Annotated in this window: 25 protein-coding genes and 1 pseudogene; 12 read left to right on the top strand and 14 right to left on the bottom strand. The window is 47.8% G+C overall.

From position 1 onward, the window contains the following. The 6 genes from lepB to secA all read right to left on the bottom strand — a co-directional run bounded on the left by lepB (window position 1) and on the right by secA (window position 7,047). Window positions 1-846, bottom strand: coding sequence for a signal peptidase I (gene lepB, locus QZ176_RS05695; protein WP_295151839.1), 846 nt, complete (start codon window positions 844-846; stop codon window positions 1-3). Next, window positions 847-1,704, bottom strand: coding sequence for a bifunctional methylenetetrahydrofolate dehydrogenase/methenyltetrahydrofolate cyclohydrolase FolD (folD, locus tag QZ176_RS05700; protein ID WP_295151841.1), 858 nt, complete (start codon window positions 1,702-1,704; stop codon window positions 847-849). 300 nt (window positions 1,705-2,004) lie between these two features. Beyond that, the gene (locus QZ176_RS05705; protein ID WP_295151843.1) at window positions 2,005-2,139 is read right to left on the bottom strand and encodes a membrane lipoprotein lipid attachment site-containing protein; all 135 of its coding nucleotides are present in this window, start codon (window positions 2,137-2,139) and stop codon (window positions 2,005-2,007) included. A gap of 339 nt (window positions 2,140-2,478) precedes the next feature. Next, on the bottom strand, window positions 2,479-3,669 hold the full coding sequence (locus QZ176_RS05710) for an ABC transporter permease (protein ID WP_295151845.1): 1,191 nt from the start codon (window positions 3,667-3,669) through the stop codon (window positions 2,479-2,481). A gap of 320 nt (window positions 3,670-3,989) precedes the next feature. Continuing rightward, window positions 3,990-4,160, bottom strand: a complete 171-nt coding sequence (locus QZ176_RS05715) for a hypothetical protein (protein WP_295151847.1) — start codon at window positions 4,158-4,160, stop codon at window positions 3,990-3,992. A 268-nt stretch (window positions 4,161-4,428) separates the two neighbouring features. Continuing rightward, window positions 4,429-7,047: a preprotein translocase subunit SecA gene (gene secA / locus QZ176_RS05720; RefSeq protein ID WP_295151849.1), complete on the bottom strand. Its 2,619-nt coding sequence runs from the start codon at window positions 7,045-7,047 to the stop codon at window positions 4,429-4,431. A 121-nt stretch (window positions 7,048-7,168) separates the two neighbouring features. On the opposite strand from secA, the gene lolA reads away from it, so the two are divergent. From lolA to QZ176_RS05745, 5 genes are all read left to right on the top strand, one after another. Further along, window positions 7,169-7,681 carry a LolA-like outer membrane lipoprotein chaperone gene (lolA, locus tag QZ176_RS05725; RefSeq protein WP_295151851.1) on the top strand — a complete coding sequence of 171 codons (513 nt, stop codon included), beginning with the start codon at window positions 7,169-7,171 and terminating at the stop codon, window positions 7,679-7,681. A gap of 6 nt (window positions 7,682-7,687) precedes the next feature. Next, window positions 7,688-8,248 (top strand): low molecular weight protein-tyrosine-phosphatase, encoded by a 561-nt coding sequence (locus tag QZ176_RS05730; RefSeq protein WP_295151852.1) that lies wholly within the window; start codon window positions 7,688-7,690, stop codon window positions 8,246-8,248. A gap of 65 nt (window positions 8,249-8,313) precedes the next feature. Further along, window positions 8,314-8,766, top strand: a complete 453-nt coding sequence (locus tag QZ176_RS05735; protein ID WP_295151854.1) for an FxsA family protein — start codon at window positions 8,314-8,316, stop codon at window positions 8,764-8,766. After that, window positions 8,763-9,692 carry a hydroxymethylbilane synthase gene (hemC, locus tag QZ176_RS05740; protein ID WP_295151856.1) on the top strand — a complete coding sequence of 310 codons (930 nt, stop codon included), beginning with the start codon at window positions 8,763-8,765 and terminating at the stop codon, window positions 9,690-9,692. Before QZ176_RS05735 ends, hemC begins: the two co-directional genes overlap by 4 nt. 96 nt (window positions 9,693-9,788) lie before the next feature. After that, a complete protein-coding gene (locus QZ176_RS05745; protein ID WP_295151858.1) occupies window positions 9,789-10,553 on the top strand; it encodes a hypothetical protein in 765 nt (254 codons plus the stop codon). Here QZ176_RS05745 and QZ176_RS05750 read toward each other — a convergent pair. The 8 genes from QZ176_RS05750 to QZ176_RS05785 form a co-directional block, all read right to left on the bottom strand. After that, on the bottom strand, window positions 10,540-10,740 hold the full coding sequence (locus QZ176_RS05750; RefSeq protein ID WP_295151860.1) for a hypothetical protein: 201 nt from the start codon (window positions 10,738-10,740) through the stop codon (window positions 10,540-10,542). The two genes, QZ176_RS05745 and QZ176_RS05750, sit on opposite strands and share 14 nt — an antisense overlap. 62 nt (window positions 10,741-10,802) lie before the next feature. After that, complete coding sequence (locus tag QZ176_RS05755) at window positions 10,803-11,858, bottom strand: hypothetical protein (protein ID WP_295151862.1); 1,056 nt, start codon at window positions 11,856-11,858, stop codon at window positions 10,803-10,805. A gap of 117 nt (window positions 11,859-11,975) precedes the next feature. Further along, entirely contained in the window at window positions 11,976-12,332 is a 357-nt protein-coding gene (locus QZ176_RS05760; RefSeq protein ID WP_295151864.1) for an MmcQ/YjbR family DNA-binding protein, read from the bottom strand. Then, a complete protein-coding gene (locus QZ176_RS05765) occupies window positions 12,329-13,531 on the bottom strand; it encodes a replication-associated recombination protein A (RefSeq protein WP_295151866.1) in 1,203 nt (400 codons plus the stop codon). The genes QZ176_RS05760 and QZ176_RS05765 overlap by 4 nt, the downstream gene beginning before the upstream one ends. A gap of 136 nt (window positions 13,532-13,667) precedes the next feature. Further along, window positions 13,668-13,859 (bottom strand): hypothetical protein, encoded by a 192-nt coding sequence (locus tag QZ176_RS05770; RefSeq protein ID WP_295151868.1) that lies wholly within the window; start codon window positions 13,857-13,859, stop codon window positions 13,668-13,670. A gap of 401 nt (window positions 13,860-14,260) precedes the next feature. Continuing rightward, on the bottom strand, window positions 14,261-15,175 hold the full coding sequence (gene cysK, locus QZ176_RS05775; RefSeq protein WP_295151870.1) for a cysteine synthase A: 915 nt from the start codon (window positions 15,173-15,175) through the stop codon (window positions 14,261-14,263). Between the two features lie 9 nt (window positions 15,176-15,184). Further along, window positions 15,185-15,598, bottom strand: a complete 414-nt coding sequence (locus QZ176_RS05780) for an Rrf2 family transcriptional regulator (protein ID WP_005870604.1) — start codon at window positions 15,596-15,598, stop codon at window positions 15,185-15,187. After that, window positions 15,598-16,869, bottom strand: coding sequence for an aminotransferase class I/II-fold pyridoxal phosphate-dependent enzyme (locus QZ176_RS05785; RefSeq protein WP_295151873.1), 1,272 nt, complete (start codon window positions 16,867-16,869; stop codon window positions 15,598-15,600). The genes QZ176_RS05780 and QZ176_RS05785 overlap by 1 nt, the downstream gene beginning before the upstream one ends. 192 nt (window positions 16,870-17,061) lie before the next feature. On the opposite strand from QZ176_RS05785, the gene QZ176_RS05790 reads away from it, so the two are divergent. The 7 genes and pseudogenes from QZ176_RS05790 to QZ176_RS05820 form a co-directional block, all read left to right on the top strand. Continuing rightward, the gene (locus QZ176_RS05790; RefSeq protein ID WP_295151888.1) at window positions 17,062-17,421 is read left to right on the top strand and encodes a hypothetical protein; all 360 of its coding nucleotides are present in this window, start codon (window positions 17,062-17,064) and stop codon (window positions 17,419-17,421) included. Beyond that, a complete protein-coding gene (locus tag QZ176_RS05795; protein ID WP_295151875.1) occupies window positions 17,422-18,336 on the top strand; it encodes an HAD family hydrolase in 915 nt (304 codons plus the stop codon). 212 nt (window positions 18,337-18,548) lie between these two features. Continuing rightward, entirely contained in the window at window positions 18,549-18,677 is a 129-nt protein-coding gene (locus QZ176_RS05800) for a hypothetical protein (protein WP_295151877.1), read from the top strand. 594 nt (window positions 18,678-19,271) lie between these two features. Next, the gene (locus tag QZ176_RS05805) at window positions 19,272-19,517 is read left to right on the top strand and encodes a DUF2018 family protein (protein ID WP_295151879.1); all 246 of its coding nucleotides are present in this window, start codon (window positions 19,272-19,274) and stop codon (window positions 19,515-19,517) included. Continuing rightward, window positions 19,517-20,509: a polyprenyl synthetase family protein gene (locus QZ176_RS05810; RefSeq protein ID WP_295151881.1), complete on the top strand. Its 993-nt coding sequence runs from the start codon at window positions 19,517-19,519 to the stop codon at window positions 20,507-20,509. Before QZ176_RS05805 ends, QZ176_RS05810 begins: the two co-directional genes overlap by 1 nt. Continuing rightward, a complete protein-coding gene (gene hemA / locus QZ176_RS05815) occupies window positions 20,509-21,999 on the top strand; it encodes a glutamyl-tRNA reductase (RefSeq protein WP_295151883.1) in 1,491 nt (496 codons plus the stop codon). Before QZ176_RS05810 ends, hemA begins: the two co-directional genes overlap by 1 nt. After that, window positions 21,989-22,188: pseudogene (locus QZ176_RS05820) on the top strand (proline--tRNA ligase); the annotation flags it as partial. The gene hemA and the pseudogene QZ176_RS05820, both read left to right, overlap by 11 nt.

Below are 22,188 nucleotides of genomic sequence, written 5' to 3' on the forward strand. Positions count from 1 at the left end.
TTATTTTTGCTCGTAGATCAGGCTCTCGTCGTTTTGCAAGGTATCGACGAAACGCCCGATTCGTTCCCAGCGGATCTTGCGATCAGCATCGATACTAAAATATGTAAACCACGGCTTACCGACGATCAGACGATAAGGTACCGGACCCCAGAAGCGGCTATCGGCGGAATTATTTCGATTATCGCCTATCATAAAATACTCATCCTGCGGCACTTTGATGTAAAAGGCATTAAAGCTTATCCCCGCAGCTTCGAAGCTGTGAGGAATTTCGCTTAGACTAATGGGCTTCATAGAAAATTCACCCTTCTCAAGTGCGATTTTGACATTTGTTAGCATCGAGTTCCTAGCATTAGGGTCGTAGTGGATGCCCTTAAATTTATACGGCTCTTTAACATATTTTTCGCCGCCCAAAATCACAATGTCGCGGGCATCATAGTTTGCGGCAATGAACTCATCGCCTTCATGCGGGCGAAGGTAGAAATTATTCAGATCAAATATCACCTCGTCACCGCCTACGGCAAAATTTCGCTTTACAAAGTGCATTTTTTCATTAAGCGGATAGCGAAAAACCACGATGTCGCCGCGCTTCGGACCCTTGCCGCGGATGATATGCCCATCTCCGTCGCTGTCTGGAGCTACCTGCCACTCTACAAAAGGAATATGCGGAGTCGGGATGCCGTAGCTAAATTTTTTAACGAATAAAAAATCGCCCTCCAAAAGCGTAGTGCGCATCGATCCACTGGGGATCACGAAGGCTTGCGCAACAAAAAGAATGACGAATAAAACGACGATGACCGTTCCCGTCCAACTCGATAAAAAGTGATAAATTTTGCTTAGTATTTTCATTTAGACTCTTTGTCTTAAGCGATTTTTCGCCGATTTTATCGTATTGCTTAAAAGCATCGCAATCGTCATCGGACCCACGCCTCCGGGCACGGGCGTGATGAACGAGCATTTTGGCGCTACCGCATCAAAATCGACGTCGCCCCTTAGTTTGCCGTCCTCGCCGCGATTGATCCCCACATCGATCACTACCGCGCCTTGTTTTATCATATCGGCGTCCACAAAATGCGCCCTACCGACCGCCGCGACCAAAATGTCGGCGTCTGCGCAAAGTTGCTTTAGGTTTTTCGTCTTACTATGAGCGATAGTGACGGTGGCATCGGCATTTAACAGCAGGCTCGCCATCGGCTTTCCGACGATATTGCTGCGACCTAGCACGACGGCATTTTTGCCCGAGATCTGCACGCCGTATTCCTCAAGCAGGCGCATCACGCCAAGCGGAGTGCAAGGCGCAAAACCGTCCGAAAGCCCACTAGTAAGCTTGCCTACGTTTATCGCGCTAAATCCGTCCACGTCCTTTTGCGGGCTTATTTTTTCTAAAATTTTATTCGTATCAATGTGCTTTGGAAGCGGCAGCTGCACCAAGATGCCGTCGATACTTTCGTCTTCGTTTAAATTTTCTATCAGTTCTAAAAGCGCCGCCTCGCTCACATCGGAGTTCAAGCGGTGCGCTACGGATCGGATCCCACAGGCGGCGCAGGCTTTTTCCTTACTCGCGACATAGGTCTTACTAGCCGCGTCCTCGCCTACCAAAATCACCGCCAGCGCGGGCTCTACGCCCTTTGCGGCAAGATCCGAAGCGGCTGATTTGATCTCATCTTTTACCTTCGCGCTTATGCTTTTGCCGTCGATTAAAGTCATTTAAAGCCTTTTTGAAAAATAAGGCAAATGTTACCCTAAAATTTATAAAATTTAGATTTATTCAGCGGGATTTTATGGGAATTTGAAAGAATTTTAAAAAGAATTTCGTCCTGAATTTATGCCTGCTCAAATAAGCCTAAATTTTATCGTCATTATAGACGGATGGACGCCTTGTCGCCGCTACATTCAGGCCACGGCTTGTATTGCAGAATGAAGCCTTGTTTGAGCAAGAACTACTACGACCTTGTTATTTGCTCGCCTTTAAACGCTCCGCATCGCGCCCACCGCGCAATATACGTCTTATGCGTAATAGTAGCCTGTATAATGGTAGCCGGGCGCCTTATTTTGCTCTGGCTCTGGGACATCTTGCGGTCCGCTCCTAGAGCAGCCGCATAGAAACAGCGCCGCGAACAGAAACAAAACGATCTTTTGCACCATAGCTCCTTTCAAAATTTTTATGATTTCATCTTTGAGTGATTTCAAAATTTTACAAAATTTAGAAAGCATTTCATAAAATTTGCCCTCTTTTTAAATTTAAAATTTTGGCGAATTCTAACGACACAAATTACGTCAAAATTTAGGCTTCGCGCAGCTTACAATCTCGCGAAAGAATCAAAATTCTGGCGATGCAAATCATATTTAGTGCGACATTTACGCAACGCGCGCCGTGCAAGATCGCGCAGCCTCCGTCCGCACGCCGAAATACCGCTCCGAACACAGCCGCGCCGCTCTGAAATTTTAAAATTTAGCTAAATTTTAAAGCGCCGCGTAAATTTACTCGTTGCGCAGCGTTTGCAGAACGTCGATTTGCGTGGCTTTTTTGGCCGGGTACCACGACGATAGCGCCACGATAAGCACCGCGCCGATTAAAATCATCGCCAAATCGCCTAGCGAGAGCTCCATCGGCAGCTTCGAGCTTCCGTAAACGTCGGCCGGTAGATTTACGATGTCGAAGCTTCCGAGCAGCCACACGCCAAATAGGCCCAAAATAAGCCCGAATATGATGCCGCCGCCGCCGATCGTGGCTCCGAGCGCGAAAAAGGTTCTTTTAACCTCCTTTTTGCTGGCTCCCAAGCTAAGTAAAAGCGCGATCTCTTGGCGACGGTTCATCACGGTCATCAGGAGCGAGCTTACGATATTTAGGCTCGCGACCAGGATTATCAGCATCAGCACGATGAAAAGCGCGCGCTTTTCAAGCGCAAGGGCGCTGAAAAAATTGCCGTTTTGCTGCCACCAGCCCACGGCGCTAGCACCGCCGGGGAGGCTTCTTTTGATGCGCTCCAGGTCTTTAAACGGATCGTTTGAAAAAACATGCACGCCGTCGAAGGTCCCCTCGTCGTAGCCCAAAATTTTGGCTAAATCGCTTGCGTCCGCGTAGGAATACGCCTTGTCGTAGGCGATCAGCCCCGAGCTGAAATCCGCGCGCACGTCAAAGCGCTTCATCTTAGGGATCAGCGCAAAGCCGCCCGGATCGCTCTTCGTAAAGATCATCGTGATCTTGCTGCCCTCATCCAACATAAACTCGTCTTTGATCCCGCGCCCTATCATGATGCCGTAGTCCGTTAGATTAGCGTCTTTGGCGCCTGCCGCGACGACGGAGTTGATGCGCTTTTCGTCGTTTAAATTTACGCCAAAAATCAGCCCGCCCTCGAGCTTCTCGCCGCTTTTAGCGATAACTTGCGAGCTAATATACGGGCTAAAGATTAGATCGGGAAAGTCCGCCCGCAGCCCCTCCACGTCGTCTTTTGAAATACCGCCGCGAAAATGGCTGTGGATCGTGATCGGGTAGTTCATCGTAAAGAGCTTGCGCTCGAATTCTTTATCAAAGCCGTTCATTATCGCCATTGCAACGATCAGCACCGTAAGCCCCACGCCGACGCCCAAGAACGCAAGCAGCGCTGAAAGCGTAATGAAGGGCTGAGAGCGGTCGAATCTGAGATATTTGAATAATAAATACTTTACCAAAAAGCCGTCCTTGTAAAATTTCACATAAAATTTAGCGTTAAATTCTATGTGAAATTTTAAGTATTTTGGAATTTTAAAATTCCAAAAACAGGTTTTGCAGCGTCAAATATAGAAGCTCCAGCCGGCTTTGAAATTTAAAATCGCGCCGAAATCTATTTATACGCAATGAAATTCGCCCCAAGATATCCGATACGGCAAATCAAACATATCGTCTTGCCAAAACTTTGAAATTTTAAACCCGAATTCTAAATTTTAAAATTTCAAATGCCTCGAAACTTTAAAATTTTAGAAATTTAAAACTCTTTAGAATTTTGAAATTCTTAAAATTTAAGGCTGATTTCGCTTGTAAGCTCGCCCGCGTCGCATAAATTTAAAATTTCAAATGCCACGCAGTGTCCTAGCCGTACGCTAAATTTAAGTATCACGCGCTGATTGGCTTGCGTTTTGCCGCACCGGCGCACCGCAACGGCGCTGCGAAAACAAGTAGCCAAGGGCACTAAGTGTGCTTTGAAATTTTAAAACCAAAATTCCGCTCTCTCGCGCAGCTTTGCGCACCGTCCGCACCGCCTAGCGATCAAGCTCTTTTAAAATTTCTGTCCGCGCCGCCTCGCGATTAAGCCTCTTTTAAAATTTTATGACGCTTTCCGCCCGCGACCGATCCGCTAAATACCAAAGTAAGGCAAGGTCAAAAAGCGCCGATCGCGCAATGCTCGCAATCGAGATCACCGATCGTGCGATACTTAGGACCGATCGCCACGTTTACCTTGCAAAGCCGCCTTTTTTCGGACCGCCCTTGCCGTGGCAGTCTTTGTATTTCTTGCCGCTGCCGCAAGGGCAAGGATCGTTTCGCTTAGGCTTTTTGTCGCCAAACTCATCAGGGCCCTTTAGCTGCGCTTCATTCGTGCTTGCGGCGGCGAGCTCTTTGGCGTTTGAGCTCTCCATGCGCTCCTGCATCGCGCGCTGCTCGGCTTCGATCTCCTCCCTAGATTTAAACTGGATCGAATGCAGCAAGCGGATGCTGTCGGATTTGAGGCGCATTACAAGCTCCATAAAAAGGTTGTAGCTCTCCTTTTTATACTCCGTAAGCGGGTCTTTGTGGTTGTAGCCGCGAAGTCCGATACCCGCCTTTAGGATATCCATCTGATACAGATGCTCCCGCCAGTCGCGATCGACGATCTGCAGATAAAGCATCTTTTCGATACTTTTGCGCTGCTGCGGATCGATCGGCTCCATTTTATTTTCATACGAAACGGCAAGCGCGCCGACGATCTTTTCTTTTAGCTCTTTGAAATCATCGACCTTCTCAAGTTCGCTGTTTTCGAGTACCTCGCCCGTTTCTTGAGCGATTTTGGCGACGATCGGGAATTTATCGACCTCTTTGATATTTACGCCGTCGAAAATTTCAAGCTCCTCAAGCACGCTAGAGATGTACTCCTCGCGGTTTTGGACGATTTTATCTTTCAGATCGTAGTCGGGGTCCAAAAGCTCGTTGCGATATTTATAGATCGTCTTGCGCTGCTCATTTGCGACGTCGTCGTATTCTAGGATATTTTTACGCGCTTCAAAATGCAAGCTCTCGACCTTTTTTTGTGCATTTTCTACTGCGCGCGAAACCATGCCTGATTCGATATGTTCGCCGTCTTTCAAACCCAAGCGATCCATGATATTTTTGATCTTGTCGCTACCGAAAATTCTAAGTAGATTATCCTCCAGGCTTAAGAAAAATCTACTCTCGCCCGGATCGCCCTGACGTCCGCTTCGACCGCGGAGTTGGTTGTCGATACGGCGACTTTCGTGACGCTCGGTACCTAAAATATACAGCCCGCCCAAAGCGCGCACTTCATCGTTTATGCGGATATCCACGCCGCGTCCGGCCATATTCGTAGCGATCGTCACCGCGCCTTTAGCACCCGCCTCGGCGATAATCTGCGCCTCGCGCTCGTGATTTTTGGCGTTTAGCACGGAGTGCGCGATGTTTTCTTTGACCAAAAGCTCGTGCAGCTTCTCGCTCTTTTCGATAGACGCCGTACCTACTAGCACGGGCTGACCTTTGGAATTTAGCCGCTTGATCTCATTTATGACGGCGTCAAATTTCTCGCGCTCGGTCTTGTAGATAAGATCGTTTTGATCCTTTCTGATGACCGGCACGTTTGTAGGGATAGAGACTACTTCGAGTTTGTAAATTTGAGAAAATTCCGTTGCTTCCGTCTGCGCCGTACCCGTCATACCAGCAAGTTTTTCGTAAAGACGGAAGTAGTTTTGAAAGGTAATGTCGGCAAGAGTTTGGCTCTCCTCCTGGATCTGCACGCCCTCTTTAGCTTCAAGAGCCTGGTGCAAGCCTTCGCTGAATCTGCGCCCTTCGCTAAGACGACCCGTAAATTCATCCACGATTATGACCTGCCCGTCGCGCACGACGTAGTGCACATCCTTTTCAAATAGATAATTCGCCTTAAGTGCTTGATCAAGGTAGTGGCTAAGCACGGCATTTTCAAGGCTATAGAGGTTATCCACGCCAAAAAGCTTCTCGGCTTTTGAGATTCCTGCCTCTGTAATCAAAACGGCGCGGTTCTTCTCATCTACGGTAAAATCGCCCGTCGCCTTGCCTTTAGGATCTGCTGGCGCCTCACCGCGGATCATTTGGTGAGCTACTTCATTTGCCTTGATGTAGCCGTCTAGAGTGCGGTTCGTAGGACCTGAAATGATAAGTGGCGTCCTAGCTTCGTCGATCAGGATGCTATCTACTTCATCGACGATTACGAAATGATGCCCACGCTGCACCTTTTCATCCGCGCTAAATTTCATATTATCGCGCAGGTAGTCAAAGCCAAACTCGTTGTTTGTGCCATAAGTGATGTCGCACGCGTATGCAGCCTTGCGCTTGGCGTCATCGTATTCTCCACCTACGATCACGCCGGTGCTAAGCCCTAAAAATTCATATAGCTCGCCCATCTGCTCGGCATCTCGCTTGGCTAAGTAGTCGTTTACGGTCACGACGTGAACGCCCTTGCCCTCCATCGCATTTAGCACTACCGCCAAAGTTGCTACGAGGGTCTTTCCTTCGCCCGTTTTCATCTCGGCAATCGCGCCGTCGTTTAGCACCAAACCGCCTATCAGCTGAACGTCGAAGTGACGCATATTTAGCACTCTTTTGCCCGCCTCTCGCACGATAGCAAACACTTCGTTAAGCACGTCATCCGTGCTCTTTTCGCCCGCGCGAACTTGCGCTCTTAACGCTTCAAATTCCGCCTTAAGCGCCGCATCGTCCATCGCCGCGTAGTTTTCTTCAAGCGCGCTGATCTGCGCCGCGCGCTTGGCGTATTGTTTGACGATCCTATCGTTTTTAGTACCGAAAATCCCGTGGATGACCTTTTTAAACATCTCAAACCTTAGTTTTAAAATTTTAACCGCGCATATTAACATATTTTTAGTTTCTATTTAATTAAATCCTAGAAAAACGGCTATAATACGCGCAAATTTTCAAATAATAAAGGCAAAATTTATGAAAAAAACTCTTATTTCTTTAGCGGCAAGCTGCGTTTTTGCGTTTGCGGGCGGAATAGAATTTAACACGCTGAGCGCAAATTTTTCGCAAACCGTGCAGAGCGACGATGCGAAAATTAGCTACGGCGGCGATTTTAGCGCCACGAAAGAGCACGCCGTGTGGCATTACAAGACCCCTGCGATAAAAAATATATTTTTTAGCTTCACAAAGGTCGTCGTAATCGAGCCGGAACTCGAGCAAGCTATCATCACAAATATCAAAGAAACGCCGAATTTAACCGCGATCCTAGCGAACGCAAAACCCAATAAAAACGGCGTTTATGAGGCGAGCTTCGACGATGTGAAATATCTAATCGAGCTAAAAGGTGATCTGCCGAGCAAAATCAGCTACACCGACAAAATGGACAATAAGGTCGTCATCAATCTAAGCAATGTCCGCAAAAACGCGCCGGTAAACGAGGCGATCTTTAAGCCCGCAATCCCCAAAAACTACGACATCATCACGCAGTAGGCGCGTGTGAGGCTACTTTTCGTCTGTCACGGTAACATCTGCCGCTCGCCGATGGCGCAGTCCGTGATGCAAAATTTTATTAATCAAAGCGAACTTAAAGCGCGCGTGAGCGTAAATTCCGCGGCGACGCACACCGACGAGATCGGCTCGCCGCCCTATTACGAAACGCAGCGCGTGCTAAAAGAGCAAAAGGTGCCACTCGTAGCGCATCGCGCCGTGCAGGTCACACCCGCAGACTACGAGCGCTACGATCTCATTCTTTGTATGGACGATGAAAATATGCGCTCGCTGGGGCGAATTTTTCGCGGCAAGGATATGGCTAAGGTAAAATTTCTTTTAGAATTTGAAGAGAGAAATTTTACAGACTGCGATGCGCCAAATTTTAAAGGCGCGCTAAAACAAACCGGCTTAAATTTAAAAGACATCGGTTTAAATTTGATCGATCCCCGACGCCTACAAATCGCCGATCCCTACTACACGCGCGACTTTGAGCGCTGCTACGCAGATATCAAGCGCGGCTGCGAGGGGCTCTTGCGATACATTAAAAATTCAGACGGAATTTGCTAAAATCCGCGATTAAATTTTAGCGTCTTTAAAGAGGCGCGGCTTAAAGCGATAATTCAAGGAAAAATATGTTTAGGCTTTTGATTGTTCCATATCTGATAATTGAGGCATTTACGACCTATTATTTCGTAAGCGCAAACGGCTTCGCGGCGTATGCGGTAGAGATCGTCATAAGCGCGATTTTAGGCGGTTACGTCGTAGCAAACCGCTCGTGGATGGGCTTTTTTAATCTAATGAAAATCTCGCCGAAGGAAATTTTAAGCGGCGTGGGCTTCGTCGTAGGCGGCGTTTTTCTCATTGCACCTGGCATTTTCGGCGATATTTTGGGCGTTTGCATAATCACTGCGTCGTTTTACTGCGTCACCAGCGACGTGCCTAAATTTAACGCTAGCAGCGAAAATTCCGAAAAAAGAGAGCGAAAATTCTGGCGACGCAGCCGCGCAAGCAATGACGTAATCGACGTTGAGGTGATCGAAGAGAACGAAATTGAGATTAGAAAAAGCATAGGAGAGAAAAAATGAAAAATTTGATCATCGCTACTCGCGGCAGTGTGCTTGCACTGTGGCAGAGCGAACATATCGCGTCGCTGCTTGAAGCTAGCGGCATCCAAGCGCAGCTAAAAAGCATGAAAACCAAAGGCGATAAAATTTTAGACACGCCGCTTGCAAAGATCGGCGGCAAGGGGCTTTTTACGAAGGAGCTTGAGGAGAGCATGCTTCGCGGCGAAGCACACATCGCCGTACATAGCCTAAAAGACGTGCCCGTGGAGTTTCCGCAGGGGCTAGTGCTAGCGGCGATCTGCGCGCGCGAAGATGTGCGCGATGCGATGATCAGCGAAAAATACTCTAAATTCGGCGAGCTACCTCGCGGCGCAAAAGTCGGTACCACGAGCCTTCGCCGCAAGATGCAGCTGCTTAGCATGCGGCCTGATTTAGAGATAATCTCCTTGCGCGGCAACGTCCAAACTCGCTTGCGAAAGCTCAAAGACGGGGAATTTGACGCGATCATCTTGGCGATGGCGGGCATCAACCGATTAAATTTACGCGCCGAGGTAAAGCACGTAGCGCCCTTTGAGGTCTTGCAGATGATCCCTGCGATGGGGCAAGGAGCGCTCGGCATCGAGGCGGTGGACGAGCCGCAAATCCTGCGCGCGATAGAATTTCTAAAAGACGAACGCGCGATTATCGAAACGACCGTGGAGCGGGATTTTGTCAGAGTTTTGGAGGGCGGCTGCCAGGTGCCGATCGGCATCAACGCGCGCCTTGAGGGCGAAAATATCCACATCAGCGCGATAGTTGGCCTGCCCGACGGCAGCGAGAGTATCCGTCAAAGCATCGTCGCGCAAAAATCTCAATACCAAAGCGTAGGCACGGAGCTCGCGCGCGTTTTTATCGAAAAGGGCGCAAAGCAGCTTCTTGCGCGCGCTGAAGCGATGGCGAACCTATAAAAGGCGAAAATTTACGGAGTTTTAAAATTTGCAAAATTTTAAAACTTCCAGAATTTATAGACTTTTTAAATTTATAAAATTTCAAAAGGCTAAATTTTGAGCTTATTCAGATTTTTTAAAACGGCAGGATTTTCAAAAATTTTTGCTCCTCTAATACTTTGCGCAAGCTGTGCGTTAAACCTAAACGCGAGCCCCAATGAAGAGCTCGTCCGCTCGCTGTTTAGCGACGCAAACTTCGATAAAAATCTTTATTTCAAAGGCGAGATGAGAAGCTATTTAAAGCGCAAATTCTACGCGGCGGATAACTATAGCGAAATCACGATCGCTCCGCTTGGACGCAGCGACGAATTTAGCGAGATTTTTCATGTATTCTTGGGCTGCAAAGAGAAGCACTTCGATCTTTACGTCTATACCAAGGAGGACGGGATCTACGCCGTGAGGGTTTTGGCGCAAACTGCCATTATTGAGGCCGTTGTAAGCGAATATGAAAAATTTAGCGAGGCGCAGAAGCGGGAGTTTGAGCAAAAAACCGATGCCGATATCGCAAATTTAAAGCTAATCTTAGCGCCCGATAAAGAGCTCATGGAGTTTGGAAAACAAAATCTAGCGGCATTTGAAAAAATTTACGAGCTTTACGCCGGCGGCGAGTCCGAGCGCGCAAAGGCGGAGATCAAAAGCCTGCATCTCTCTCACGCCGAGACGGAGGGCAAAAGATTTATGCTGCTTATCGGTGGGATCACCGATAACTCCGTGGGCTTTTTGCGGGTGCAAGATGAAGCTGACCTGCCGCAAATGAGCCCTAGCGAGTTTATAATGATAGAAAAAATTGCGCCGAATTGGTATCTTTTTAAAACCACATAAAAAGCCGCGCCACAAGCGAGTTTGTAGCTTCGCGGCGATCTAAATTTAAAAGCTTTACCCGCACTTTAACCATACCGCCAATCAAAAAAAATCGCGCGAATTTTAAATTTAAACAGACGATCTGTAAATTCCGCACGCCGTAAATTTTTAAAAAATTTAAAATTTTCTGAAGTCTAAATTTAAACAAAGCGTCGCCAAAGCGCGCCGCGTTGCGCTAAATTTAGAATCAAAAGGCGAGATGGCGCAGCCTTAAACGCCACCCGTCCCAGGCTTAAACTGCGCAAAGTCCACTCCCGTCGCGTCCAAAACCGCCCGCGAATAAAAATAGAGGCTGTAAAATAGCTCATCGTCGTAAAAGTACTCCTCCCAGCGCTCCTCGTCATTCTCATCGCTCTGCGGCCACAGATATTTTTCCGCAAGCATATCCGAAAAGTTCGACAGCGGCGCTGCGTACGAGATCTTATCGGCATCATCGCAAATCTCAATCATAAACGAAAAAAACCTGCCGAGCCGAGCCGCGATAAAGCCTGCCGCTTCGTTTTCGCAGTTTTCGTCGTTTCTACTCGCCGCATCATTTTGCCAGCTTTTATCCGCATTTCTATCCGCCACGTTCTGATTATTTCCGCCGATTTCTTCCGCAGCGGCGTTTTGATTATTTTTATTCGCGTTTTTGCCCGCAGCCGCTCGCGCCCGCATAAAGATGCGCGCCAAAAAGAGCAGCGCAAAAGGGGTTGCGTGCCAAAGCGTACTTTGATGCTCTATCTCGTTAAAAATCTTACTAAGCGCGTCCTGGATAGCTTTGGTATCAAATTTTTCCCGCTCGCTCGCATCCGAGCTCTCATCCGCCGCGCTCGTTTTAAATTTACTCGCCTGGCTCGCTTTAAATTTTATCGCCGCGCTATCCGCACTCTTAAATTCCGCCTCGCCGCACTTCGCCGCGTCTGTTTTAAGCTCCGTCTCTCCGCCCGCTTTAAATTTCGCAGCCCCGTTATCCGCCTTTTGAAATTTGGACTCGCTCTTTTGCGCTAAATTTACGGAATTTTGCGCCGCGCCGCATCTTACCGCATCCGTAGAATTTTGCCAGCAACCGGGCTTGCTTTTTAAATTTTGCCCTGCGCCGGGCTTGCTTATTAAATTTTGCTCGCCACCCGAACTGCGCGCCGCATCACAAGCTTCGATTGCCCGCGCGAGTTTCTCAAAAATTTCAGCAAACTCGCTCGCCCTGCCGTAAGCGGTCGTGAGCCTGCTCCACGGCACGTCCTGCACTTTTAAATTTGCGATATATTTTAAATTTTGCTCATTCATCCGCGCTCCTTGCGAATATTTTTAAATTTAAGCCTCACGAGCCGCTAAAATCTGCGCTCTCGGTTCAAATTTAGCCTCTTTCGCACGCAAATTTAAACCTAACCCAGGCGCAAAATTCTACCTCGTAAGCTCCCTGCTATGCTCGATTAGATCCTCGATCTGCTCGCGCGGCACCGCATCAAGGTAGACGCTGATCCAGTGCTTTTTATTCATATGATAGGCTGCAAAAATTCCCTTTTCGTCACGCAAAATTGCCGCCAAATCGGGCGAAACTTTTAAATTTATCACGTCGCTTGAGCCAGGAAGCGCACGACCGAGCTTTTCGTTTGCAAGCCCGCGCATCAGAAGTGCAAACCACTTGCGCTTCCCTCCTGCGTGACGAAAAACCGCAAAATTGGGATATTCATCCCACAGATATTCGCCGTCCGCGCCATAGCGCTGCTTCATTAGTTTTAGGACGCTGCTGAAGTTCATTCTCGTTCCTTAATATCGATCTTTTCTTTGCGCAATCGCGCCAGCCACTCATCCAGCGTCTTTTCAAAGCCGATACCCTTGCTTTCGTAAAATTTCGCCGCCTCGCTCATATAGGCCTGCTCAACCCAGCCGCCGAAGTCGTGCGGGTATTTGTAGTCTGCGATCTGCTTATCGGAGTTGATGAGATAGCGCGGCGTAGGCAGCGGAGCGGCGGAGCGGACGAATTTCAAAGCGGCGTTGATGCCCAAATACGCGGCATTTGATTTGGGGCTGTGCGCCAGATAGATCGCGCATTGCCCTAAGATGATGCGAGCTTCGGGATAGCCGATCTTGCTGACGGCAGCTAGCGTGTTAGTAGCGATATTTAGGGCGTTTGGATTGGCGTTGCCGATATCCTCGCTAGCTAGGATCACCATCCTGCGCGCGATGAAATCCGCGCTCTCGCCCGCATCTATCAGCCTTGCGACATAATACAGCGCGGCGTCGGCATCGCTGCCGCGTAGGCTTTTGATCATCGCGCTAGCAAGCTCGTAATGCACGTCGTCGCTGCTAACGCCCGCAGCCACGGCATTTGCGCGCAGCGTACGAAGCGTATCCAGCGTAATGGCGCTGTCTGCCAAAAGCGCAAATTCTAGCAAATTTAACATACTCCTTGCATCGCCGCTGCTGGAGTTTAGCAGGTATTTTCGCGCCTCCTCGTCCATCTCAAAGCCGATATCGCCCTGTACCCGCGCCAAAAGAGCCTCCAAATCCTCGTAGCTAAGCGGCTCGAACTCAAAGATCATCGAGCGCGAGCGGATGCCGCTGCTTAGCACGAACTGCGGATTTTCCGTCGTCGCGCCGATGATGATCGCGGCGTAGTTTTCCATCGGGATTAGCAGCACCTCCTGCTGCGTCTTGCTGAGGCGGTGAATCTCGTCGATGAAAATGAGCGGCTTGATGAGCGAGCCCGCGTGCGAGGATAGAATTTTGCGGATATCCTCGACCTTCAGGCTCGTGGCGTCAAGCTCGTAAAAATCGTAGTTCAGCTCGCTTGCGATCACGCGCGCCATCGTCGTTTTGCCGCTGCCTGCGGCGCCGAAAAATATACTGTGCGGAATGCTACCTGCAGCGACGAATTTTTTAAAAACCGCTACGATCTTACCCTGTCCCACGATCTGCTCTAGGCTTTTGGGGCGAAATTTCAAGCTCAAACTCATTTTGCAACCTTAAAAATTTTGTCCCGATGATAGCGTTTTTATGATTAAATTTTGAAATTCGGCTAAATTTAAAGAGCGGTTCTAGGTTTTACATACGGCGAGGTTTTGAAATTTATACACGGCGTTGGCTTGGAATTTATGCGCGGCGCAAATTTGGAATTTTAGCTGCGCGAGCGAGCTTTAAAATTTCAGAATAGGATTTTAAAATTTTATGCCGCGTGCGCGGGCTGGCGATATAAAATTTTGCGGCGTACGGATAGCGCAGATTTGACGGGCTTAGCGGCTCTAAATTTAATGCCTGCGTATTGCACGGTCGCGCCGTATACATAGCACTCCCGCAATCAGTGAGGCGCGTAAGATGAAATTTTAAAATTTAGCCCTATTTTGGGGCTAAATTTTATCTCTCAACGGGCGGCGAGCCGCTAAATTAGCAAATCAATAAACGCAAAATCAGCAAAGCCTAAAAAATCGTTGCTCTCTCATAAAATCATCGCGTAACCATCGCAACTATCGCCTCGCCCGCGTAGAAACTATCGTATTAATTCTCACGCCTACGTAACGCGAAAATGTAAAATATAGTCGGGCAATCGTCGCAATAACCCGCGCGATCGCGCAAAACTCATCGTGCCAATTTCGGCGCCTGCGTAAAATTTAATCTCGCGAAGCTGCACGCCCGCGTAAAATGCGTAAAATTACCGCGCTAACGCCGCACCCACGCAAAACCGCCGCCTATTTAAAAAGCTCGGTAGAAAGATACCTCTCGCCGGTATCGCAAAGGATCGTAACGATCACTTTGCCCTTGTTTTCGGGCTTGGCAGCGATCTGAGCGGCAGCATAAACGTTCGCACCGCTTGAGATACCCACGAGCAGACCCTCTTTTTGTGCCAGCTGTCTAGCTGCCGCAAACGCATCGTCGTTCTCAACGCTCAAAAAGCCGTCGATGACGCTTCTATCAAGATTATCAGGGATAAAATTTGCGCCGATGCCCTGAATTTTATGCCCACCCGCACTGCCGCACGTAAGAAGCGGCGAGCTAGCAGGCTCCACACCGTAGGCTTTGAGGTTTGGATTTTTAGATTTTAAAAATTTCGCCGTGCCGCTGAGCGTGCCGCCGGTGCCAAATCCCGCGACTAAAATATCTACCTTACCGCCGCTTTGCTCCCAAATTTCAGGTCCAGTGCTTTGAAAATGCGCTTTTGGATTGCTTGGGTTATCAAACTGGCTCGGGATGAAGCTATTTGGAGTGCTCGCAGCCAGCTCATTTGCCCTATCTACCGCGCCTTTCATTCCAAATTTCGGATCGGTTAGTTCGATTTTAGCCCCGAATGCGGCGATGAGCTTTTGGCGCTCGATACTCATCGAGCTTGGCATCGTTAAAATTAGCTTCATACCGAGCTTTGCTGCGATCATCGCAAGCCCTACGCCCGTGTTTCCGCTGGTAGGCTCTATCAAAACGCTATTTTTATCGATTTTGCCCGAGCTTAGCGCGTCTTTTACGATCTGCCACGCGATGCGATCTTTGACCGAGTGGCTTGGATTTAAAAATTCCGCCTTGGCTAGGATGAGGGCATTTTTGCCAAACGTATTGATTCTGACTAACGGAGTATTGCCGATGAGCTCCGTAACATCGTTTGCTATTTTCATATTTTTCCTTTAAATGCTGAAATTTAAATACTGGACGCTTCGCGCCATCATCTCCTCGTAGCTGCTTAGAGGCTCGTTAAATATCTCTGCAAGCTTGACGTCAAATTTCTCAAAAAACGCCCGCAGTCCGGGATCGCTCATCTGAATGCTAGTCATCCGCAGATCCTTTTCAAGCGCGGTAAAAATTTCACCGAAAGAAATCTCGCTAGCATCTCTAGCTAGGTGGTAACCGCCGTTTTTACCTTTGATGCTACACACTAGCTTTTCGTTTCTAAGGGTATTTAAAATTTGCTCCAAATAATTCTTAGAAACTCCCGTACGCTCGGCGATCTCTTTTATACTTATCGGCGCTACTTCGCTAGCTTTGGCGATCTGCAAAATCGCAGCCAGCCCATAAACGCCCTTTGTGCTTAAAAGTGCCATTATTTCAGTGCCTCGCTAAGATCAGAAATCAAATCGTTCACGTCCTCTATACCCACGCTTAGGCGGATTAAGCTCGCAGGCACGCCAGCGCGGTTTAGCTGCTCCTCGTTTAGCTGCGAATGCGTCGTGCTCGCAGGATGAGTGATGATCGACTTCGTATCGCCGATATTTGCTACGACGGAGAAAATTTTAACCTTGCTAACCGCCTTTAGCGCTGTTTCTTCGCTATCTACGATGAAGCTCATCAGACTGCTTGCATAGCCGTTTTTAAATTTCGCTTTGATTGCGGCATTAAACGGCGAGCTTGCAAGCCCCGGATAATTGACCTGCTTTACCTTCGGATGATTTTGTAAAAATTCTGCTATTTTTAGCGCGTTTTGCGAGTGTTTTTGCATACGAAGCGGCAGTGTTTCAAGCCCCTGGATGAGCTGAAACGCGTTAAACGGCGATAGAGTTGCACCAATATCGCGAAGCAAGGACAAACGAATTCTAAGCGTGTAAATGTCGAAATCATCTACTAAATCCGCATAAACTAAGCCGTGATAGCTCTCATCAGGCTCGTTGAAATGTGCGTAACGCGGATTGCCTTTGAGTTTAGAATTTAATCCTTTGCTCGAAACGATCGCACCTGCGATGCTAAGACCTTGCCCACTTATATATTTGCTAGCGCTGTGGATTACGACATCGGCGCCGTCATCAAGCGGATTGTAAAGCGCAGGGCTTGGGATCGTGTTATCCGCAATCGTTACTACGCCGTGCTTATTTGCGATTGTAGCGATTTTAGCGGTATTTGCAACTGAAATTTGAGGATTTGAAAGCGTCTCGAAAAAGATCGCTCTAGTCTTATCATCGATTAAACCTTCCAAATTATCTGCCGTTTCGGAGTCAAAAACCCTAGCTTCGATGCCAAAGCGCTTGATCGTGTGCGCTAAAAGCGTGGTCGCGCCACCGTAAATTTTCTCGGCAATGATGATATTTTCGCCCGCTGCGGCTAAATTTGCTACCGCAAAAAATATTGCCGCCTGCCCACTAGAGACCGCGATTGCGGCTTTGCCGTTTTCCAGCGCCGCAAGTCGCGCCTCAAAAACATCAGTAGTAGGATTTGTCAAACGCCCATAAATCGGTCCTAGATCGCGAAGTGCGAAGCGATCGGCGGCCTTTTTGCTAGAACCGAAGTTAAACGCGGTGCTTTGATAAATGGGAACAGCCATCGTGCCGTAGCCGGCGACGGAGTCGTAACCAAAATGAGTTGCGAGGGTTTCTTTTTGCATTTTCGTCCTTTGTAAAAAATTTGGTGAATAATAGCTAAATTTTAAAATAAAGTCAAGTATTTTTATATGGTTTTAAAACGCCTATAATAACGGGATTTATAGAAAAAATATTATTAAAATATAGTTTTACAATATGCGTAATTTTGCCAAAATTTCGAATTTTGCTATAATGCGCGCTTTAATTAAGGAAAGATCATGCAAATCAAAGAAAAAGATGAGCGCGTTAAATATATCCGCGCACTAGAGCGCTTTGTAAAATCTGCCGTAGCACTGCTAAAGCGCGAGGATTTCGATGCAGAGCTTTTTGCGAAGCGAACAGCTAAAAACTACGAAATTTTATCTAAAGCGGCCGCTGTAAATCTCGATAGTCCCTACACCAAGGCGCTTGAGAGCTTTGCTAAAAACGTCCTTGATGCTAGCGAGGCAGGACAGACCAGCCATGCTGCGTTTAGATCGGCACTGCAGCATGAAGCAAACGCTTTGCAAAAGCTCAAAAATAATAAGAGTTACAAAAAAGACAAGCACAAAATCGATTTTTTAAAGGATTATTAGATGAAAACCGTGATTTTTGATATGGATGGCACGCTGCTTGACTCTTCTCGCGCGATCGAAATCAGCGTCAATAACACTCGCCGCGAGCTCTACGGCCTAGCGCCGCTACAAAAGAATTTCATCGTCCACACCATCAACGATCCTAGCAAAAACGCCTTTTTGGAATTTTATGGCAAAACCAAAGCAAGCGCCGAAGAACTTGCTTTTTTCGAGAAGGAATTCGTAAGCAATTACCGCGATTTTGCCGTGCTTTACGAGGGTATCGAAGATCTTTTGCACTCGTGCAAAAAAGCAGGATTTTTTCTCGCAGTCGCCTCCAATGCACCTTCCTACACCCTAAGCGCGATCTTAGAAAAAACGGGCGTGCGCAGGCTATTTGATCTGGTCGTAGGCGCGGACGAGCAGATGCCATCAAAGCCCAACCCTGCGATGCTGCTACACGTAATCGCACGCTCACCGCACAAAAACGCGATTTTTTTAGGTGATAGCAAAAAAGATGAGCTAGCCGCGATCCGTGGCGCAGAATTTTTACAAAATTTAGAATTTCAAGGCGTCAATAACGGCGAGAGCTTAAATGCTAGCCGTGACACGAGTAGAAAGAATTTCAGCGCTAGCAGCGAGGGCTTAAACTCTTGCGACAAAAATCTTAACGCGGATGAAAAATTCTGCCCTAACGACTCGGGCGCTAGCAAGGCGGCAACTCTAAGCTTTAAAGGCGTTAAAATTTCCGCAAAAGCAGAAGCGACGGAAAGCGCACAAGCTGCGGCGGCGCGATATTTTCAGGCAAACTTGGCAGATCTAAGAGGCGCAAAACTTGAGTATTTGCAGGTATGCTGGGGGTTTGGCGAGCCTAGCGAACTAAGTCGCAATGCCCTAAACATCGCACAGGCGCGCGAAATCATCGGCGGAATTTAAGCAGCCTGGCTTTTTAGACATAGCTAATTAAAAGCAGTATTGCAGCATGGCAAAATCACGCTTAACTCTTAAAACGGAGCAAATTCCATCCTCGTGCGCAACGTAAGCAAAATTAAAATTTAAAAATAATCCTTGCGCGAAAAATTCCGCCAGCACGAGAAACCGAAATTTCATCTGCACGAGTGGAATTTAAAATTTTAAAAGTAGCTCTTGTGGCACGCGATTTTATCTGCGCGAAAAATGAAATTCTATCTGTAAAAGGTGGCGAAATTTTAAAATTTAAAGGCACCCTATCGCAGCTTAATTTAAAATTTGCCTCGAAAACCAGACTTAAAATTTAATGTCAAATGCGATTTTAGCATTCTACCGCGTCCATGAAATTTCAAATTCTCGTAAAGCGGCGGAATTTTAAAATTTTAAGAAGCCTGATGCGTGTTGCGCGCACGAGTAGATTTTGCATAAGTAGAATTTATCCGCCGCTCAGAAATCAAAATTTTACCGCACAAGCAAAGCCAAAATCCTCTCCGCCTGCGCGAAATTCAAGAATTTTATCGCTCAAACAAAGCGAAATTCTGTCCGCTCACAAGAAATCTAAAATTTCACTCGCGCCACAAAATTTTAAAATTTCCGCAAAAAATTAAGCCGCTTATCTGTAAATTTAAAATTTCGCCTATCTGCAAAGATTCGCGTTTAATCCGCCACGCAACCAAGATTAAATTTTTAAATTTCGCTCGCTCTGCCTATCTCGCAAACAAGTAAAATTTTAAAATTTATGAAATTCAAAGCTCAAAATCCCGCGCTTAAGTTTAAAATTTACCGCACGCAAGCGCAAAATCTATGCAATCGTTCCTGTTTAAAAGCCCCGATAGTTTGCCGCGCCCTAACCTAAATTAAATTTTACATTTGCTATAATCGCGAAATTTTAAGGAAGGTAAATGGATATTTTTGAAAGCAGCCCAAGAGAGAAATTCTTTGAAATTTTATCCGCTGCAAGCCCTACTTTAGTGCAAAACGAAATCGAAGAAGCTCTAATCCGCCTCATCGCCTGTGAGCGGCTCTGCGAAGCGCGCGGCATTAGCGAGCGCGAGATCGAAAGCTTCATCGCGCAGCAGGATCTACAAGACGAGCTAAACGACAAATTTTTGCAAATGAGCGGAAATATCCTAAGCAACAACGAATAATGCAAGATCAAATTGATTTAATTATGAAAAGCTTCATCGCAGACTGCGGCTACGAGCCTGCTAGCGAGATGTTTGATAAGCTAAGCCCCGGCAAAAAACTGCGCTCCAAGCTGCTGCTAAACATCGCGCAAAAGGATGAAAAATCGCTGCGTCTGTGCGCGATCATCGAGCTCATTCAAGCCGCAAGCCTGCTTCACGACGATGTCATCGACGAAAGCTCGGTGCGCCGCGGCAAACCCTCGATCAACGCCACCTACGGCTCCAAAAACGCCGTGATGCTGGGCGACATACTCTATTCCAAGGCATACTTCGAGCTTAGCAAATTTGAAAGCCGCATCGCCGCTGCGCTTTCGCTCGCCGTCACGAAGCTCGCAGTGGGCGAACTGATGGACGTGAGCTTAAGCAACGATTTCAACGATGATGCGAGCAAATATCTGCAGATGATCTATCTAAAAACTTCCGCTTTGATCGAAGAGGTCGCGCGCTGCGGGGCGTTTTTAAAATTCGGCGGCGCGGAAAATCGCGACGAAATTTCAGATATTAACGGCGCAAAAAACGAGGGCAGGAATCCAAAAGCCGCGAAAGATCATGATGAAATTTCAAGCGCGAGCGCAAAATTCGGCGAATATGGCAAAAATTTGGGGCTTGCCTTTCAGATTATCGACGACATCTTAGACGTGACACAAAGCTCAGAAGCGCTGGGCAAGCCGAGCCTGAGCGATTTTGCGGAGGGCAAAACCACCCTGCCCTACATCTATTTATACGAAAATTTAGATGATTCGGAACGTCAAAAGCTAAAATCATTTTTTAAAAAGCAGCTTTGCCAGAGCGAAATTTCATGGATCAAGGCGAAGCTTAGCGAGCACGGCATCATCGAGCGCTGTATAAACGAAGCTCGCGCCTACGGGCAAAAGGCGCTTGAAGCCGTGGCGGAATTTAAAAACGACAAGCTGGAGCAAATCGTGCGAGATATGATAGATAGGGAGTTTTGATGGCGTATATGAGCGTGAGCTTCACCCACAAAAACACGGACATCACGGTGCGCGAGAAACTTTCGTTTTCAAACGACGTGCGCAAGAAAGAAATTTTGCGCCTTTTGGCTTCGAACTCCGCGATAGAGGAGTGTTTGGTGCTAAGCACCTGCAACCGCGTTGAAATTTTTACCGTCGTAAGCGACTTTGATGAAGCGCAAAAGTTCGTGCTTTTGGCACTTTCGCGCATTAGCGGCGTGAGCTTTGAAGAGCTGCAAAACCTAGCCGACATATATGAGGATCGCGGCGCGATACACCACCTTTTCGCCGTTGCAGCCTCTCTTGACAGCCTCGTAGTGGGCGAAACGCAGATAGTAGGCCAGCTCAAAGACGCCTATAAATTCGCGATGCAAAACGCTCGCGCCGGCGCTCAAATCGCAAAAGCCATAGATGAAGCGCTAAAGTGCGCGGCGCGCATCCGCAACCAAACCGAAATTTCAAAAAATCCGATCTCGGTCTCAAGCGTCGCCGTGGCGATGGCAAAGGACAGGCTGGGCTCCTTGCAGGGCGCGGACGCCGTGGTAGTGGGCGCGGGAGAGATGAGCGAGCTAGCGTGCAAACACCTGCTCGCAAACGGCGTTAATATCACGATCTTGAACCGAAATTTAGCCGGTGCGCAGAGGCTAGCCGCCTCGTTGCTTGGCGAGAATTCCTTGGATGCGAAAGATTGCGCGGATGAAAATCCCGCGCAAAAACAAAATTCCAAAGACGGCGTAAATTTTAATAAAGAGATTTTCGCAGACAGCAATGAATCTCGCATAGCAGGCGAAAATCCCAAGGACGATAAAAATTCCACCGCCTGCGCGAATTTCTCCGCACAGGCGCAATCCCGCATTAAAATCGATAGCCTTGATAATCTCAAAAAATACCTAAACGTAAATAGCCTATTTTTCAGCGCTACTGGCTCGCAAGAGCCGATCATTACCGATAGCTTGCTTGAGCCCAAAAGCTTTAAGCGATATTTTTTCGATATAGCCGTGCCGCGCGACGTAGAGCTTAGTCAGAGCGAGGATGTCGAGGTTTACAGCGTCGATGATTTGGAGGAGATCGTAAAGAAAAATTTGCTGCTTCGCGAGGAGCAGGCGCAGATCGCTTACTCGATCGTGGCGAAATGCACGAATGAATTTTTCAAATGGCTCAAGGCAGCGGCATCCACGCCGATCATCAAGGCTTTGCGCCAAAGCGCGAAACAAGTAGCCGAGCTAGAGCTAGCCAAAGCGCTTAAAAAGGGCTATCTAAAGCACAGCGATGCAGAGGAGGCGCGCAAGCTTATCCATCAGGTTTTTAAAGCGTTTTTGCACGCTCCGACGATAAATTTAAAAAACCTTGGCGACGCGGATAATGCCGATAACGCGGTAAACGCGCTCGTCGAAATTTTTGAACTGCAAGAAAACTACGAAAAATTTTTAAATCAAGAAAATGAGAAAAAGGACAGACAGAATGAAATTTAGCAAGCTTTTCGCTCCGAGCCTAAAAGAGGCCCCCAGAGACGCGGTACTACCTAGCCACGCGCTTTTGATCCGCGCGGGATTTATCGAGCAGCTGGGCAGCGGGCTTTATAATTTTTTGCCGCTAGGAAAGATAGTGCTAGAGCGGATCTGCGCCGTCATCAGGCAGGAGATGGACGCTGCGGGCGCGCA

The organism is uncultured Campylobacter sp. (genome assembly GCF_905373215.1).
Taxonomy (GTDB): Bacteria; Campylobacterota; Campylobacteria; order Campylobacterales; family Campylobacteraceae; genus Campylobacter_B.